At 45.0% G+C, this 15,421-nt stretch carries 19 protein-coding genes and 3 tRNA genes; 9 read left to right on the top strand and 13 right to left on the bottom strand.

What is annotated here, in order from left to right; all coding sequences use genetic code 11:
- Positions 1-171: 171 nt before the first annotated feature.
- The 10 genes from nudF to truD all read right to left on the bottom strand — a co-directional run bounded on the left by nudF (position 172) and on the right by truD (position 6,910).
- Complete coding sequence (gene nudF, locus ACEYKX_RS04845; RefSeq protein WP_373766583.1) at positions 172-786, bottom strand: ADP-ribose diphosphatase; 615 nt, start codon at positions 784-786, stop codon at positions 172-174.
- Between the two features lie 9 nt (positions 787-795).
- Positions 796-1,218, bottom strand: coding sequence for a phosphate-starvation-inducible protein PsiE (psiE, locus tag ACEYKX_RS04840; protein WP_373766584.1), 423 nt, complete (start codon positions 1,216-1,218; stop codon positions 796-798).
- A gap of 2 nt (positions 1,219-1,220) precedes the next feature.
- Positions 1,221-1,958, bottom strand: a complete 738-nt coding sequence (locus ACEYKX_RS04835; RefSeq protein ID WP_373766585.1) for a 4'-phosphopantetheinyl transferase superfamily protein — start codon at positions 1,956-1,958, stop codon at positions 1,221-1,223.
- Positions 1,959-2,525 carry a DNA-3-methyladenine glycosylase I gene (locus ACEYKX_RS04830; RefSeq protein WP_373766586.1) on the bottom strand — a complete coding sequence of 189 codons (567 nt, stop codon included), beginning with the start codon at positions 2,523-2,525 and terminating at the stop codon, positions 1,959-1,961. It abuts the gene before it with no gap.
- A gap of 54 nt (positions 2,526-2,579) precedes the next feature.
- Positions 2,580-2,720, bottom strand: coding sequence for a hypothetical protein (locus ACEYKX_RS04825; RefSeq protein WP_373766587.1), 141 nt, complete (start codon positions 2,718-2,720; stop codon positions 2,580-2,582).
- A gap of 11 nt (positions 2,721-2,731) precedes the next feature.
- A complete protein-coding gene (locus tag ACEYKX_RS04820) occupies positions 2,732-3,928 on the bottom strand; it encodes a peptidoglycan DD-metalloendopeptidase family protein (RefSeq protein ID WP_373766588.1) in 1,197 nt (398 codons plus the stop codon).
- A 101-nt stretch (positions 3,929-4,029) separates the two neighbouring features.
- A complete protein-coding gene (locus ACEYKX_RS04815) occupies positions 4,030-4,527 on the bottom strand; it encodes a LysM peptidoglycan-binding domain-containing protein (RefSeq protein WP_373766589.1) in 498 nt (165 codons plus the stop codon).
- Positions 4,528-4,535: 8 nt separating this feature from the next.
- Positions 4,536-5,120 carry a YqaA family protein gene (locus tag ACEYKX_RS04810; protein WP_373766590.1) on the bottom strand — a complete coding sequence of 195 codons (585 nt, stop codon included), beginning with the start codon at positions 5,118-5,120 and terminating at the stop codon, positions 4,536-4,538.
- 2 nt (positions 5,121-5,122) lie between these two features.
- Positions 5,123-5,887 (bottom strand): 5'/3'-nucleotidase SurE, encoded by a 765-nt coding sequence (gene surE / locus ACEYKX_RS04805; protein WP_373766591.1) that lies wholly within the window; start codon positions 5,885-5,887, stop codon positions 5,123-5,125.
- Between the two features lie 9 nt (positions 5,888-5,896).
- Complete coding sequence (gene truD / locus ACEYKX_RS04800; protein WP_373766592.1) at positions 5,897-6,910, bottom strand: tRNA pseudouridine(13) synthase TruD; 1,014 nt, start codon at positions 6,908-6,910, stop codon at positions 5,897-5,899.
- Positions 6,911-7,182: 272 nt separating this feature from the next.
- Between truD and tpiA the strand changes: the two genes are divergently transcribed.
- The 8 genes from tpiA (at position 7,183) to ACEYKX_RS04760 (ending at position 11,773) form a co-directional block, all read left to right on the top strand.
- Positions 7,183-7,974, top strand: coding sequence for a triose-phosphate isomerase (gene tpiA / locus ACEYKX_RS04795; RefSeq protein ID WP_373766593.1), 792 nt, complete (start codon positions 7,183-7,185; stop codon positions 7,972-7,974).
- A gap of 163 nt (positions 7,975-8,137) precedes the next feature.
- Positions 8,138-8,213, top strand: a tRNA-Lys gene (locus tag ACEYKX_RS04790).
- A gap of 23 nt (positions 8,214-8,236) precedes the next feature.
- Positions 8,237-8,312 (top strand) — tRNA-Lys (locus ACEYKX_RS04785).
- Between the two features lie 22 nt (positions 8,313-8,334).
- Positions 8,335-8,410 (top strand) — tRNA-Lys (locus tag ACEYKX_RS04780).
- A gap of 110 nt (positions 8,411-8,520) precedes the next feature.
- Positions 8,521-9,555, top strand: a complete 1,035-nt coding sequence (gene mltG, locus ACEYKX_RS04775; RefSeq protein WP_373766594.1) for an endolytic transglycosylase MltG — start codon at positions 8,521-8,523, stop codon at positions 9,553-9,555.
- A complete protein-coding gene (tmk, locus tag ACEYKX_RS04770) occupies positions 9,555-10,187 on the top strand; it encodes a dTMP kinase (RefSeq protein ID WP_373766595.1) in 633 nt (210 codons plus the stop codon). The genes mltG and tmk overlap by 1 nt, the downstream gene beginning before the upstream one ends.
- Positions 10,188-10,231: 44 nt before the next feature.
- On the top strand, positions 10,232-10,717 hold the full coding sequence (locus tag ACEYKX_RS04765; RefSeq protein WP_373766596.1) for a transposase: 486 nt from the start codon (positions 10,232-10,234) through the stop codon (positions 10,715-10,717).
- A 66-nt stretch (positions 10,718-10,783) separates the two neighbouring features.
- Positions 10,784-11,773, top strand: a complete 990-nt coding sequence (locus ACEYKX_RS04760) for a DNA polymerase III subunit delta' (protein ID WP_373766597.1) — start codon at positions 10,784-10,786, stop codon at positions 11,771-11,773.
- Here ACEYKX_RS04760 and ACEYKX_RS04755 read toward each other — a convergent pair.
- The 3 genes from ACEYKX_RS04755 to ACEYKX_RS04745 all read right to left on the bottom strand — a co-directional run bounded on the left by ACEYKX_RS04755 (position 11,770) and on the right by ACEYKX_RS04745 (position 14,022).
- Positions 11,770-13,302 carry a YifB family Mg chelatase-like AAA ATPase gene (locus tag ACEYKX_RS04755; RefSeq protein ID WP_373766598.1) on the bottom strand — a complete coding sequence of 511 codons (1,533 nt, stop codon included), beginning with the start codon at positions 13,300-13,302 and terminating at the stop codon, positions 11,770-11,772. The genes ACEYKX_RS04760 and ACEYKX_RS04755 overlap by 4 nt on opposite strands.
- A 102-nt stretch (positions 13,303-13,404) precedes the next feature.
- A complete protein-coding gene (locus ACEYKX_RS04750; protein WP_373766599.1) occupies positions 13,405-13,710 on the bottom strand; it encodes an addiction module antidote protein in 306 nt (101 codons plus the stop codon).
- Between the two features lie 6 nt (positions 13,711-13,716).
- Positions 13,717-14,022 (bottom strand): type II toxin-antitoxin system RelE/ParE family toxin, encoded by a 306-nt coding sequence (locus tag ACEYKX_RS04745; protein WP_135675808.1) that lies wholly within the window; start codon positions 14,020-14,022, stop codon positions 13,717-13,719.
- Between the two features lie 213 nt (positions 14,023-14,235).
- Between ACEYKX_RS04745 and ACEYKX_RS04740 the strand changes: the two genes are divergently transcribed.
- Positions 14,236-15,405: an FAD-dependent oxidoreductase gene (locus ACEYKX_RS04740; protein WP_373766600.1), complete on the top strand. Its 1,170-nt coding sequence runs from the start codon at positions 14,236-14,238 to the stop codon at positions 15,403-15,405.
- Positions 15,406-15,421 lie beyond the last annotated feature (16 nt).

Raw genomic sequence — 15,421 nt, 5'->3', positions numbered from 1 at the left:
TATTGATAAGTAATAGAAATTATCTATTTATTTGCTAAACCAATGTTAATTGGTCAGTAAATCGTAATCGGGTGGAGAAACAAGCGGTCTGATCTTGTCTGTTTTTTGCAAATCGGGAAGGGTAATGAAAAACGGGGCGATCGCCCCGTTATCGGTATCTCAATATGATGATTATCGGCGGTATTTTTGGTAATTGAGTTGCAGCCATTGTAAGCCGACAACGGCAATCACGTTGTCAATTTTGCCTTCAACGACCCATTGATACGCTTGCTCACGGCTCACAACGTGGACAAGGATATCTTCGTTCTCTTCTTCCAAGCCGTAAACACCGCCGACTTGGGTGCTGTCGACCAATCCCAAAAAGAGATGTAAGCGTTCCACTGCACCGCCAGGGCTGTCCCAAATGCTTAAGGCGTGTTCCACATTGCTGACGGTCAGCCCGGCTTCTTCGTAACTTTCACGGATGGCGACGTTTTCCGGGGTTTCCCCTTCATCTACCATACCGGCAATCAGTTCGACCAACCAAGGCGATTCGTTACTCGTCGGATCGTAAGCGCCGATACGCACTTGTTCCACCAAGACCACACTGTCTTTGACGGGATCATAAGCAATTAAGGCGGAAGCGGCGCCTTTAATCATCAACTCGCGAACCACTTCGCCGCTCACGCCGCCCTTAAACAGCTTATGGCGAAAGTACATTTTTTTCATGGTGAAGTGACCTTGATACACCACTTCTTCCCGAATGATTTCTAAATCGTTTTGCTGAAATTGACGAATTTGAGTCATAAAGTTTCCTTAGCTTTTATGCAAGCGGTCTGTGTGGACAACGTATAATGCAATGACCATGACTAAAATGGCTAACGCAAACAGTAAGGTGTGCATTGCATTGGAATGATCGACAATGATTAAACGTACCATGGCGGTAATGCCGATGTATAAGAAATAGCGCAGCGGAAAGTGATAGTTATATTTAAAATACTGTACGATCAAGGCAAGAAATTCAAAATATAAAAAGAAAATCACGATTTTTTCAACCAATTGGAATTTATCGCTGTGGCTGAAAAAGAGCTCCGTCAATGAATAGGCTTCATAGAAAAGGGAGTAGGCAAGAATTGTTCCGATAGTCAATAAGGAAATATTGAGGATCCATTGAAATCCTTCGGAAATCAGTTTACCGAAGCGGGAATGTTGGCTTTCGAGTTGTATTTTTGACGTCATAGTTAATTTACTTGATAAATGAGCGGTGCAGGGGATTGTAAGGTGATCCACTGTCCGTTTTGCCAGCGGCTGATTTGAGGCAATGATAGCACAGATGATGAATGTTCAAAGAAGTAAGCCAAATAAAAAGGCAGCCGATCATAAAAACAGAGTGTACCGGAAGGGCAATGGGCACTGGTGATCTTCCGCTCACTGAGTGAATGCGAGACCTCGGCGAGCTTGACAATCCCGACACCTTGCGATTTTAACACCGCTTCGCGCAGACACCAGCTGAGATAAAAACGGCTTTCGAAAGCAGCCAGCTCGGGCAATATTGCCGGATTATTGATCTCGGTGAGCTCTTGCTCACCGGCGTAATAGGTCAATAAATCACGAAAACGGCGCGTTTTGTGCGGATGTTCGAGATCAATACCGACGGCTTTTTTCGGTGAAGCGACGGAGACGATCACCGCCACCCACTCGCCCGAATGCGTAATGTTAAAATCAACCTCGGGATGATCGACATAAGGTCGACCGCTTTCGGTTTTTTTCATGTCAGTTAACAGTTTTTTATCCAACTGTGCTTTGTCAAAAATGTGATGCAACAGAAAATACGCCAAACGACGGCTTTTCCATTTTTTGATTTGGCGCTCAGACAATTCTTCCACTGATTTATGTGCCGGTTTGGCGTAGCTGAGAAATTCCGTCGGAATCGGCTCGTCGTAGTGGGCGAATAAAATATACAAGCGGTCGGTTTTCATTTATTTTTTGCAATTTGTTTTACAGAAGCAGTCGTTCACATGGTCATCGACCAACCCCATGGATTGCATAAAGGCATAGCAGGTGGTTTCACCGACAAAGACGAAGCCTTTTTTCTTCAATGCTTTTGACATGGCGGCGGATACGGCGGTTTTGGCGGGAACCGTCGTTAAATTTGGTACATCATTGATACGGGGCGAGCCGTCAACGAACGACCATATAAATTGGCTGAAGTCTTCACCGTTGGCCTGCATGGCAAGGTATGCCTTAGCATTTTGAATGATGGCGGCTAATTTTGCCCGATGGCGGATCAAGCCGGGATTTTGCATTAAACGATCAAGATCGGCATCCGTCATTCGCGCAATCTTATTCGGGTCGAAACGGTGAAAGGCTTCGCGGTAAGCATCGCGTTTTTTCAATACGGTGATCCAAGAAAGCCCCGCTTGCTGTCCTTCGAGACAAATCTTTTCAAACAATTTTTGACTGTCGTATTCCGGTTTTCCCCATTCGAGATCGTGGTAATTGACATAAATTTCACTGTCTCCAACCCAGCTGCAACGTGTCGCCATTGCCGTTCTCCTTGTAAAAAACGACCGCTTGCAATAACAAGCGGTCTGTTTTGGTTAATATTTTGCAAATGACTTGGTGATTTGCCATGCGCCTTTCGTTTTAGTCAGGCGGATTTTTTGATTAAGAATGATATTGTCAAAAAGATCTGCCGTCCACATGATTACCGGTAATAGTGCGGTGAGTTTTTGTAACATCACAATCAATCCTATTGTCTTGGTAAATAACGTGCAGGGTCAACGGACTTACCTTGATAACGGATTTCAAAGTGCAGTTTGTTGCTGTTTGTCCCGGTGCTGCCTAAGGTGGCGATTGTTTCGCCCGCTTTCACGTTATCTTGTTCATCGACGTTAATCGAATCGTTGTGAGCATAAGCACTGAGGAAATCGTCATTATGTTTAATGATGATTAAGTTACCGTAACCTTGAAGGGCGTTGCCCGCATACACGACGCGACCTGCCGCAGCGGCTTTAACCGGTTGCCCTTTGTTACCCGCAATATCCAAGCCCTTATTACCGCCTTCGGCAGAAGAGAAGCCTGAAATGACGCGCCCTTGGGTCGGCCATTGCCATTTAATCGAAGAAACCGCCGGAGCCGGTGTAGTCGTTGCACGTACATTTGGTGTTGTCGCAACCGTACCGGCACTTGCCGAAATGCCACCTGCCGTCGCTGTTGCCGTTCCTGCTTTAATCGGACCGGTTACCGTACCGTCAGAACCGAAAGCGGTACCGTGCGGTGCTTGGGTATATGTAACCGGCGGTTCGACCGGTTTGACCGGCTGTGTCGGTGCCACCGCAGTGGTGCGGGTCGGCTCTTTGCTTAATTTAAGGGTTTGCCCGATACGTAATTGATAGGGTTCGCTCATATTGTTAAGCGCCGCAATCTCTTTCACGTCTTTACCGGCAATATAGGCGATCAGAAACATGGTATCGCCTTTGCGCACGGTATAGGTGTCGCCGTTATAGAAACCTTTATCGATTTGGCTGTAGATCGGGGCGTTTTTTTCATCACGCGGAATGGTGAAATCCTGTGAAACCGGTTTTTTTGCCGGCGCTTTTTGCGTTACCGGTTGTTGAACCGACTGTGGAGCAGCAGGTCGCGGCGCTTCGTAAGTCGGTGTCGGTTGCGGTGCAGGTGCTTGATAGACCGGCTGTGGTGCAGGAGCTTGGTAAACCGGTTGAGGTGCCGAATAAGTCGGGGCACTCATGTTGCCCGGCATTTCGGCGGCCTGCACATCGGTTTGCCAACCGTAGCCGTTTTCGGTGGCACCCGTACCGGCAACCGGCTGCATTACACCCGGTGTTAAATCGGAGCCGTCGGCATTCACGACCGGTGCAGGTGTATTCGAACCACAAGCAGTTAAAATCAGTGCGGTGAATGGTAATACCAAAAAGGATTTTTTCATTTTTACGTCCTTCATAAAAGCATAGAGACGCCAAACGGGGCGTCTAAATTAAGTTAGTGACAGCAAAAGGGGGTGCTTACTCCCTTTTGCCGTTATCGTCATTATCTTACGCGAAGTACTTGTCCGACTTTAAGTTGGTAAGGTTGAACAAGATTATTTAATGCGGCAATTTCATCTACGGTTTTACCGGTTAAATAGCCGATCAAAAAGATTGTATCGCTTTTACCGACGGTATAGCTGTCACCCGTATAGCAGCCTTTTTGGATTTGGCTGTATATCGGGGTATTGTTACCGTCGCGTACAACGTGACAATTGCCGACGGTTTCGGCATTGCCCGAATAAGTCGGTTGGTTATAACCCGTTTGACCATAACTCGGCTGCGCTACCGGTGTGGTAGGTTGCGGGGCGGAATAAGTTTGTTGTTGAGGGTTGTTGTATACCGGCTGAGACATTGAGCTCGGCATATCGGCTTGTTGTACTTCGGTTTGCCAAGAACTGTTCGCATCGGTCACTTCAGCGTTGGTTGCTTCCGTTGATGAATTTGAACAAGCGACTAATGTCATTGCCACAAGCGGGAATAAAAGAAACGATTTTTTCATACAATTTCCTAGTTAAATAAGGTATAGAGAAGATAAGCGACTACAGCAAGTGCAACGGTGCCCCACCCAATAAGTTCGATAGAACGACGGATTTTATCTGCATATTTCTCACCGCCCCATGCCGACAGTTTTGCCACCAAAATAAAACGGGCAAAGCGGGAAACCGCAGCCGTAATCACGAACGGTAAAAATGCCATTTGCATCACACCGGCGCAAATTGTAAACACTTTAAACGGAATTGGCGAGAACCCGGCTAAAAAAACAATCGCAACACCCCAAGTTTCAAACCAAATCATGGCTTGATCGAAATTGGCTTGCATGCCCCAGTCCGAGATAATACCTTTGACCCAATCGAAAGCAAAATAGCCGATAAAGTAACCGATAATACCGCCTAGCACAGATGCTATTGTAGTATAGATTGCATAACGCGTCGCCATATGCGGTTTGCTCATCGACATCGGAATCAACATTACGTCGGGCGGAATAGGGAAGAAAATGGCTTCAATAAAACTGACGAAACTGAGCCAAAATGCGGCAAAACGGTGTTTTGACCATGCCATCGTTTTATCATAAATTGCACCGAATAATTTCATCGTTATAAAATGTCCTTTAAAGCTTGAATGGATTTGTGTGCCGTCATATCCGCCTGGATTGGCGTGACGGACACGTAATTATGATTAATGGCGTAAAAATCTGTCCCTTCGCTTTCATCGGTCGGTTTACCCGTTGTCCCGATCCAATATACATTGGAACCGCGGGGATCTTGTTGTTTAATGATCTCTGCTGCAGGTGAGCGATCACCCAAACGGGTAACCATCATGCCTTTTAATTCCGTATAAGGAATGTTAGGGACATTGACGTTTAACACTTGGTTTGCCGGAATCTTATCGGTGACCACTTTAGGTAATAAGTCCAACACAACCTGTGCGGCCGTTTCAAAATGGCATTGTCCGACCAAATAATTTGCGCCTTTGTGTCCGACAAGAGATACGGCGATAGACGGTAACGGTAAATGGCGTCCTTCTAGCGCGGCGGCGACCGTGCCGGAGTAAATGACATCATCGCCCAAGTTTGCGCCGTGATTAATACCGGAAACCACCAGTTCAAACGGGTCATCGAGCAAACCGTTTAACGCCAGGTGTACGCAATCTGCCGGTGTTCCCGCAATAATCGCACAATCGCCGTTTTCAAATTGGTGTACCCGTAACGGATCGACTAACGTTAAACAGCTTGATGCGGCACTGCGGTTGCGATCGGGCGCAACGATAGTCACTTTATGCCCCGCTTCTCTTAAGGTACGGGCTAATACTTGAATGCCGTGGGCGTGGAAGCCATCGTCATTACTTAATAAGATATTCATTTGATTCCTTTATTTATCTTCAATTTGAATTAATTCTCGTACCAATGCCGTCGCATAGCTGCCCGCATCTAAGAAAAAAGAGAGCCGTAAGCCATCCGACTCGAATTTCCATTGGAAGTTCTGCGGTTTACAAAACATTGCGCGCCGTGCCGCCTGCATTTTTTCTTGTGCCATTAAGTCGAGCAATGCGTGTTGTTCGGCAACAATATCTTGCTCGTATTCGGAAACCGTTTGGCTGAATGAGTTTGCGCCGATCAATGGTGCGGTTAGTAAAATATCGCCCGAATCCAACCGCTTGTTGAGTGCATCCAACTCATCTTTTTGGGCGACAAACCAGCTGTTTGTACCCGCCAGTTGAACAATATCATTCTCAATCACCTGCTGCGTTAAGCCTCGAGCGATCCGATCGGAGACCACCAAATTGAAGATCTCGCTGCGGGCGGCAGAGAGGTAAAATCCGCGCTTTTTGCGATCTTTGATGCTGATCTCACCACTTGCCCAACGCATCGCTTGGGTTAAATTATGCCCGTCACGCCCGAAGCGCTGTTCGGTAAAATAATTCGGAAAACCGAGCGCTTGTAGTTGCGTCAACCGAGCGGTTAGATCGTCGCTTTCTTTTACGTCTCTTAAGAACAACTCAAAATGATTGCCGGCTAAACTGCCGATACGGATTTTGCGATGATGGCGGGTAACCTCGAGCACTTCCACACCTTCCGCCTGAAATTGAGTAAAATCAGGCGTTTCTTTGCCGGCTAAGTGCAGGCAAAACCACTGTTCCGTCACGGCATGGCGATCTTTGAGTCCCGCATAGCTCATTTGTTTCGCAGAAAGATTTGCGAATTCTGCCAATTTTTCACCGACAAACAAGGTATTTGCATCAGTTTTACGGATCTTTACAGCGACAAATTCACCTTCACCGCTAAGTGGGTAGCCCAATTCTTCTTTCACGATAAAATCTGCAAATTCCGCTTTCAAACGACCCGCTTGTAACGGCTCTGCAAAAAGATAGTTAAGTTTGTTCATCAAAATCCCATTAAAAAAGGCACTGATGTAAGTGCCTTTTTATGTTTAGCCTAAATTGTTGGCAATTATAACGTAATTTTAGCTCGACGAAATGCTGTTTTTTCATTTCATTATTTTTGTTTACACGATGATTTTGCTAAAGATTTGTCGTTTAGCAAAGATTATCGCCATTTAGATGAGCAAATTCTGACGAAAATCATCAAATTCTTTTGCAAAATTTGCTATAGTTCGTACCGCTTGTATTTATTTTTAACTCACATAGGAGAAACACAATGGCACGTCGTCCGTTAGTAATGGGTAACTGGAAATTAAACGGTAGCAAAGCATTCACGAAAGAATTAGTGGAAGGCTTAAAAAGAGAACTTGATGGAGTAACGGGTTGTGATGTGGCAATCGCTCCGCCGGTAATGTATTTAGCGGAAGCGGAAGCGGCATTAGCCAGCTGCGGCTGTGATTGTTCAACCAAAAAAATCATTGCATTAGGCGCACAAAATGTCGATGTGAACGTGCAAGGTGCTTTCACCGGCGATATTTCAACCGCAATGTTAAAAGATTTCGGGGCGAAATATATCATTATCGGTCACTCTGAGCGTCGTACTTATCACAAAGAGAGCGATGAATTTATCGCGAAAAAATTTGCGGCATTAAAAGAAGCGGGTTTAGTGCCGGTGTTATGTATCGGTGAAACCGAAGCGGAAAACGAAGCAGGTCAAACCGAAGCAGTATGTGCGCGTCAATTGGACGCGGTCTTAAACACCTTAGGTGTCGAAGCGTTTAACGGTGCAGTGATTGCGTACGAACCGGTATGGGCGATCGGTACCGGTAAATCGGCAACTCCGGCACAAGCGCAGGCGGTTCACGCTTTCATTCGCGGTCACATTGCAAAACAGTCACAAGCAGTGGCAGATCAAGTGATTATCCAATACGGTGGTTCGGTAAATGATGCCAATGCGGCGGAATTATTTACTCAACCGGACATTGACGGTGCGTTAGTGGGCGGTGCGTCACTGAAAGCCCCTGCCTTTGCGGTCATCGTAAAAGCGGCTGAAAAAGCGAAAGCGTAATTCTATCCGTTGACAAGCGGTGCGATCTTGCAAATTTTTTGCAAGATCGCACCGCTTGCATTTTCTAAATCGTTTGCAAACTATGCAAATAATTTAAAAAAAGAAAAAAAAGGTTGATCGAACCTTTAAAATCCGTATGATATGCCTCCGTTACGCAAATTAAGGGTCGTTAGCTCAGTCGGTAGAGCAGCGGACTTTTAATCCGTTGGTCGAAGGTTCGAATCCTTCACGACCCACCACTTAATTCAGCGTCCTTTCTAAAGGGTCGTTAGCTCAGTCGGTAGAGCAGCGGACTTTTAATCCGTTGGTCGAAGGTTCGAATCCTTCACGACCCACCACTTTAGAATTCCATTCCCACACGGGTCGTTAGCTCAGTCGGTAGAGCAGCGGACTTTTAATCCGTTGGTCGAAGGTTCGAATCCTTCACGACCCACCATTTATTTCATTAATTTGCAAAAAATCGAGCGAATCTCACCGCTTGTCGTAGCTTTTTCTGTGGTGTTATAGTAAGGTTTATCTCCTTTTATTTTTGAGTGATTTAAAATAATGTTTAAAAAGTTTTTATTTATCATAGGGTTAGTTTTTATTGTCGCAGCGGGCGGGGCCGTTTATGTATGGCAAAAGCTGGATACGTTAGCTAACCAAGCGGTGACAACCACACCGGACCAATTATTTGTCCTTGAAAAAGGCACATCAAGCCAAAAGCTGGCGAATCTATTGAAAGAGCAGGGTATCATCAACAGTTCGGATATTGACTTATTGCCTTATTTGATCCGTTTACACCCTGAGCTCAGTAATTTCAAAGCGGGGGTTTATTCGTTGAACGGAATAAACTCGTTGCAAGAACTGTTACAGCATTTCAACAGTGGTAAAGAAGTTCAGCTAAACGTACAATTTATTGAAGGAAAAACATTTAATACTTGGCGGGAGCAGCTGACGAAAGCGCGTTATTTAGAGCAAACCTTAACGGGTAAAAGTGAAGCGGAAATTGCTAAATTGCTTGGTGTACCTCATGAAAAGTTAGAAGGCTGGTTTGCTCCGGATACTTATAGTTATGTCCCTTATTCAAAAGACATAGAGGTGTTGAAACGAGCCTATCAAAAACAGCAAAAAGCGTTAGAACAAGCTTGGCAAAATCGGGCGGAAAATCTACCGCTTAAAACGCCGTATGAAATGCTGATTTTAGCTTCGATTGTAGAGAAAGAAACCGGCGTGGCAAGCGAGCGCCCGCAAGTCGCTTCGGTCTTTATTAATCGTCTGCGTGACGGTTGGAAACTACAAACCGATCCGACCGTCATTTACGGTTTGGGTGATAAATATGATGGCAATATCCGTAAGAAAGATTTGCTTGAACCTACGCCTTATAATACTTATGTAATTGATGGCTTACCGCCGACACCGATTGCAATGCCGAGTGAAGCGTCGATCAAAGCGACGGCACAGCCTGACAGTACGCCTTATTTCTATTTTGTGGCGGACGGTTCGGGCGGACATAAATTCAGTCGTACCTTAGATGAACATAATAAAGCGGTGCGAGAGTGGATCCAAATTGAGCGAAATAAAAAGAGTGAGAACAAATAATGCGTGGAAAATTTATTGTCATTGAAGGATTGGAAGGGGCTGGCAAAAGCACTGCACAACGTGTCGTGAGCGAAACCTTAGCAGCTCACGGTATTCCATTTATCACGACGCGTGAACCTGGTGGAACGCCGATTGCTGAAGCGCTTCGCAATCTATGGAAAGAAGGCAAAGACGGCGAGCATACAACCGACAAAGCCGAAGTTTTAATGATTTTTGCAGCCCGCACCCAGTTGGTTGAAACCGTGATTCAGCCGGCATTGGCAACAGGAAAATGGGTGGTCGGCGATCGTCACAATATGTCCAGCCAAGCCTATCAAGGTGGTGGGCGTGGGTTGGCAGATCTGGTGGATAATGTGGGCTCGGTGATTTTAGGGGATTTTGAACCTGATTTTACGATCTACCTTGATATTGAACCGTCAATTGGTTTGGAGCGAGCAAGGGGACGTGGGGCGTTAGATCGTATTGAGCAACTCGACATCGACTTTTTCCACCGTACCCGTGAGCGTTATTTAGCCTTAGTCAAAGACAATCCGAAAGCGGTTGTTATTAACGCTGAACCTGCGATAGAGCAAGTGTCGGCAGATATTCAACAAGCGGTTGAAAATTTCCTAAAAGTAGTATTAAAGGATTAATGCGGGCGGACACGTCGGTCCGCCCCTACAAAAATATTGTTGATATGGATAAACCACAACGAAAAATTATTCGTTTACAACATTACGATTATTCTCAGGTAGGATTATATTTTATTACAATTTGTGTTCAAGACAGGTTATGTGTTTTGAGTAACATTAGAGATGAACAATATATTCTGACTTCAGCAGGTAGAATGGTTGAGTATTGGTATCTCGAAATAGCATCACATTTTTCAGGCGTTCGTTGTTTGGACTATATAATAATGCCAAACCACATACACTTTATATTATTTATTGAAAAAGGATTATCACATTCATTATTTAAGATAATTCAATGGTTTAAGACAATTACAACTAATCATTATATTAAAAATGTAAAAGAGAATAACTGGCAACCATTTAATAAGAAGTTGTGGCAACGAAGTTATTACGAGCATATCATTCGTAATGAGCAATCTTATTTGCAGATCTGCGACTATATGAGAAATAATCCGTATTCTTGGAAAAATGATGCGTTATTTACAGAATAATGGTTGCTAATAAATGTAGGGGCGGACCGACGTGTCCGCCCGAAATGAAGAACAAGACGAGAAATAATGAACCTTTACCCTTGGCATCAACAAACCCACCACCAAATCACTTCGACTTTTCTACAAGGTCGGGGGCATCACGCCTTATTGTTTAAAACAGAAAGCGGTTTAGGAACTGAGCAACTTATTCGCCATTTTGCCCATTGGTTGCTTTGCCATTCGCCACAGCAGAACCAACCTTGCGGACAATGCAAAAGCTGTTTGTTATGGCAGAGTGGCAATCACCCTGATTTTCACCTGTTAGCGCCGATTGATGATAAAGATATTGGGATCGATCAAGTGCGGGAGATCACTGCCAAATTACAACAGTTTTCTCAACAGGGCGGAAATGCCGTAGTTTATCTGGCGGGTACGGAACGTTTAACGGAAGCGGCGGCGAATGCGTTACTGAAAACCCTTGAAGAGCCGAACCAAAATGTCTATTTCTTATTGGAAGCTCCTTTGCAAGCCACAATGCTTGCCACCATTCAAAGCCGCTGCCAGACGTGGTTAATTCACACGCCTGAGCCGTCACAAGCCTTTGAATGGTTACAGGCGGAATGTCCGACCGCACAGCCAAGTGAGATTGAAACCGCACTTCGTTTATGTCACAACCGCCCATTGCTTTGCAAAAGGTTCCTTGAAACTGACCGCTTGCCAAGCCGTAAAACCTTTTTGCAGACCTTTTGGCGTTTTTACAAAAGCCGAGATGTTTTCTTGCTCTTTTCTGCTTTTGACAAAGAGCCTGAGCAAGTGCTACAACAGCTTGAATGGCTGGGTTCGTTTTTCAGCGATGCCCTGAAAGCCAAAATACAAATCGCAACAGGTTGGCTCAATCCTGATCTGCAAAACGGTATTCTGCCTTTTAGCGAACAGCTGACGGCTCAAAGTTTACTCAAAGGGCATCAAATTATCCAACAAACCCAACGGGATTTACGCGAAGTCAATGCGGTCAATCAAGAGTTGATGTTGTTGGACTGTTTGAGTAAGTTGGTGTTAGAGGTTTTTGAGAACTAACTTTCTCCTTGTAGTCGCTGTAATAAACGATCCATCGCCCGATAGCCCAAAGCTTCAGCCAAATGCGGTTGTTGAATTTGGGCTTCCCCAGCCAAGTCAGCAATGGTGCGAGAAACTTTGAGAATACGGTGATAAGCTCGCACTGACAAACCTAATTTTGTTAAGGCATTTTCTAAAAATAACGCATCTCGATCAGCCAGTTTGCAATCTTGTTCAATCTCTTTGGTCGTCAGTTGAGCGTTGATTTTCCCCCGACGGTTAAATTGCAAATGTCTTGCTTCAAGTACCCGCTTGCGAGCCTGTTCGGTGGTTTCGCCACGTTGATCGGTATTATTTTGCAACGCACCTTGTGGCAGTAGCGGAACTTCAATCGAGAGATCGAAGCGGTCGAGAAAAGGCCCTGATAAACGGTTGAGATAACGCATTAATTGCTGTGGCGATGTTCGGTTATGCGTACCTTGATAATGCCCTGTCGGGCTTGGGTTCATTGCAGCAATCAGTTGAAAACGAGCTGGGAACTGCACCTTAGCATTGGCTCTGGAAATAATGATTTCTCCCGACTCCAACGGCTGGCGTAATGCATCTAACACTTTCCGTTCAAATTCGGGCAATTCGTCTAAAAACAGCACGCCATTGTGTGCCAGTGAAATTTCCCCTGGTTTTGGGATCGAGCCACCACCGACCAACGCAACCATTGATGCACTGTGATGTGGGGAGCGGAAAGGGCGTTTTTTCCAGTTCTGAAAGTTGAGTTCATTTTGTACAAGGCTGGTGACAGATGCCGTTTCAATCGCTTCATCATCTTCCATTTCAGGCAACAGATCGGCAAGGCGGCTGGCGAGCATTGTTTTACCTGTACCGGGTGGACCTAAGAACAGCAGATTATGCTGACCGCTGGCGGCAATAATCAATGCCCGTTTGGCGTGCTGTTGCCCGATAATATCGGTTAAATCACGGCTGACAAGCGGTCTGTTTTCGGCAATATTTTGCGAAAGCTGTTGAGCAATCGGCAGTTGATCGCGATTGTTGAGAAAATTGACGACCTGTAACAAGGTTGAAGCACAGTAGGTTTGGGTATTGGAAACCAAGGAAACTTCATTGGCATTTTGTTGTGGTACGATAATTTCCCGTTTTGCTTTACTTGCCGCCAACACCGCAGGAATTGCACCGTGTACCCCACGCAAATGCCCCGTCAAAGACAGCTCGCCAAGCAATTCAATCCGTTTGAGTTTATCGCTGTCAATTTGCCCCGATGCCGCCAAAATCCCGATGGCAATCGGTAAGTCAAAACGTCCGCCTTCTTTGGGGAGATCGGCAGGGGCAAGGTTGATAGTAATACGTCTGGCAGGGTAATCAAAATTCGCATTCATTAAGGCACTTCGCACCCTATCCTGCGCTTCTTTGACGCTTTTTTCAGGTAATCCGACTAGGGTGAGTCCCGGGCTACCGTTGCTGATATGTACTTCAATGGTAACTAAAGGCGCTTCTACGCCAATAGAAGCTCGGCTATAAATAATGGCTAGTGACATACTTTTTCCTTTTTTATATTAGCCTAAAAAGTATGTGTATCTTTGAATAGCAAAAAATGTTGGTTTTTCGACGAGTGTCACAAAAATAGTGAAAAGATAAAGCTATTGGGTAGTTTTAACCTTTGGCACTAGCTCAATATTTAACGCTGAAAGAATTTTCACAATGGTTTCAAAACGTGGTTTTTTGCTTGAAAGTGTTTGATATAAACTTTCTCTGCCGATATTGGCTTTTTTGGCTAATTCATTCATTCCTTTTGCACGGGCAATGGTATTTAACGCTTGAATAAACTCGGCTTCATCACCGTCTTTTAGCACTTCCGATAGATAAAGTGCGATAAGTTCATCGTTATTGAGATACTCAGCAGCATCGAAGGTTGATATTTGTTCGTTAAACGATTTATCTTTCATCTTATTTTATTCCTGTTCAAGTTGATATTGTTGCCAAAACCTTTTTGCTATGGCGATATCTTGCTCTTGGCTGTCTTTGTGTCCGCCGTTGATAATGAGATAGATGATTTCCCCTTTTCTTGCATAGTAGATACGGTAGCCTTTGTTGATCATCAATCGCATTTCATAAATGCCGTCACCTAGCGATTTATGATCTCCAAAGTGTCCGTTTTTTGCTCGTTCTAGGCGACGGATAATGGTAATTTTGGCAATAGGATCTTTGAGTTCATTTAGCCATAATTTAAAGGTCTCAGTTTGTTCAATGATGTACATAATTGATTTTCTATGATTGTAATGTTTTCAATACAAAATGACAAGTGAACTTCAACGCTGTGAAGTAATCACTGGATTGTTAATCTTTATGGTTGAAACTCAAGTGAGAGAAAATCATTTTTCGACGAGTGTCACAAAAATTTTGCAAAAATCAATGCGGATCGCACCGCTTGTAGTAAACTTCCGCCTAACAAATTTGAGAGGAAAATGACGATGGCTCAACAAGATGTGATTGTAATGGGTGGCGGAATGGTCGGGGCGGCGACAGCGTTAGGGTTGGCAAAGCTGGGGCTAAAGGTTGTGCTGATTGAGAAAAATCCGTTGCCGACATTTGATCCAAGTGCACCTTATGATGTGCGAATTTCGGCGATTAGTGTGGCTTCCGTTGCGTTGTTGGAGAAACTAGGGGCGTGGCGGGCGATTGAAGCAATGCGGGTTTGCCCTTATGACAGCTTGGAAACTTGGGAAATTGATGGCTTTAACACCGCTTTTCACGCGAATGATCTTGGCTTAGATAAGTTGGGTTATATGGTGGAAAACAACCTCATTCAGCTTGGACTTTGGCAAGCGTTGGCACAATATCCGAACTGTCAGCAAGCGGTCGGTTTTGAGCAGATTTCTGCAAATCGTGATGAGAGCGGTATTTGGACGGTCGAGCTGGATCAGCAGGCGTTTTCCGCACCGCTATTAATCGCTTGTGATGGCGCAAATTCCCTTGTGCGTCGCTGGTCGGGTATAGGTTTGACGAGCTGGCAATATCGCCAACATTGTCTGCTTGCCGTAGTCAAAACCGCGTTACCGCAACAGAGTGTCACTTGGCAACAGTTTTTTGAAAGCGGCCCAAGAGCCTTTTTGCCGTTACTTGAGCATAACGGTTGTGTGGTTTGGTATGATTCGCCACAACGCATTGCTCAATTGCAACAGATGAGAAAAGAGAAATTGAGTGCAGAGATTCAGAGCTATTTTCCGAGTCGTTTAGGCAAGGTTGAAGTGACCGCTCACGGGAGTTTTCCGCTCACACGTCAGCACGCCCAAAGCTATGTGCGAAATGGGATTGTCTTAGTTGGGGACTCTGCTCACACGATTAATCCACTGGCAGGGCAGGGGGTTAATCTCGGTTTTAGAGATGTGAAAACCTTACTTGAGATCGTCGAACAAGCGGTCGGAAAAGGGCAGAATTTTGCAGATGAAGCGGTGTTAAAACGTTACGAACAAAAACGTAAGCCTGATAATCTGTTAATGCAAACAGGAATGGACGTATTCTATAAAACCTTTAAGACAGATTTATTACCTGTGAAAGTTGCGCGTAATGTTGCGTTAATTGTAGCAGAACGTGCAACGCCGTTGAAAAAACAAGCGTTGAAATATGCGCTAGGATTGTAAAAATAGGGCGAGTTTT

The sequence above is a fragment of the Glaesserella sp. genome, from assembly GCF_041817755.1.
Taxonomy (GTDB): Bacteria; Pseudomonadota; Gammaproteobacteria; order Enterobacterales; family Pasteurellaceae; genus Glaesserella.
The sequence above is the reverse complement of the archived record's forward strand: the minus strand, read 5'-3'. Positions and strand labels throughout refer to the sequence as shown.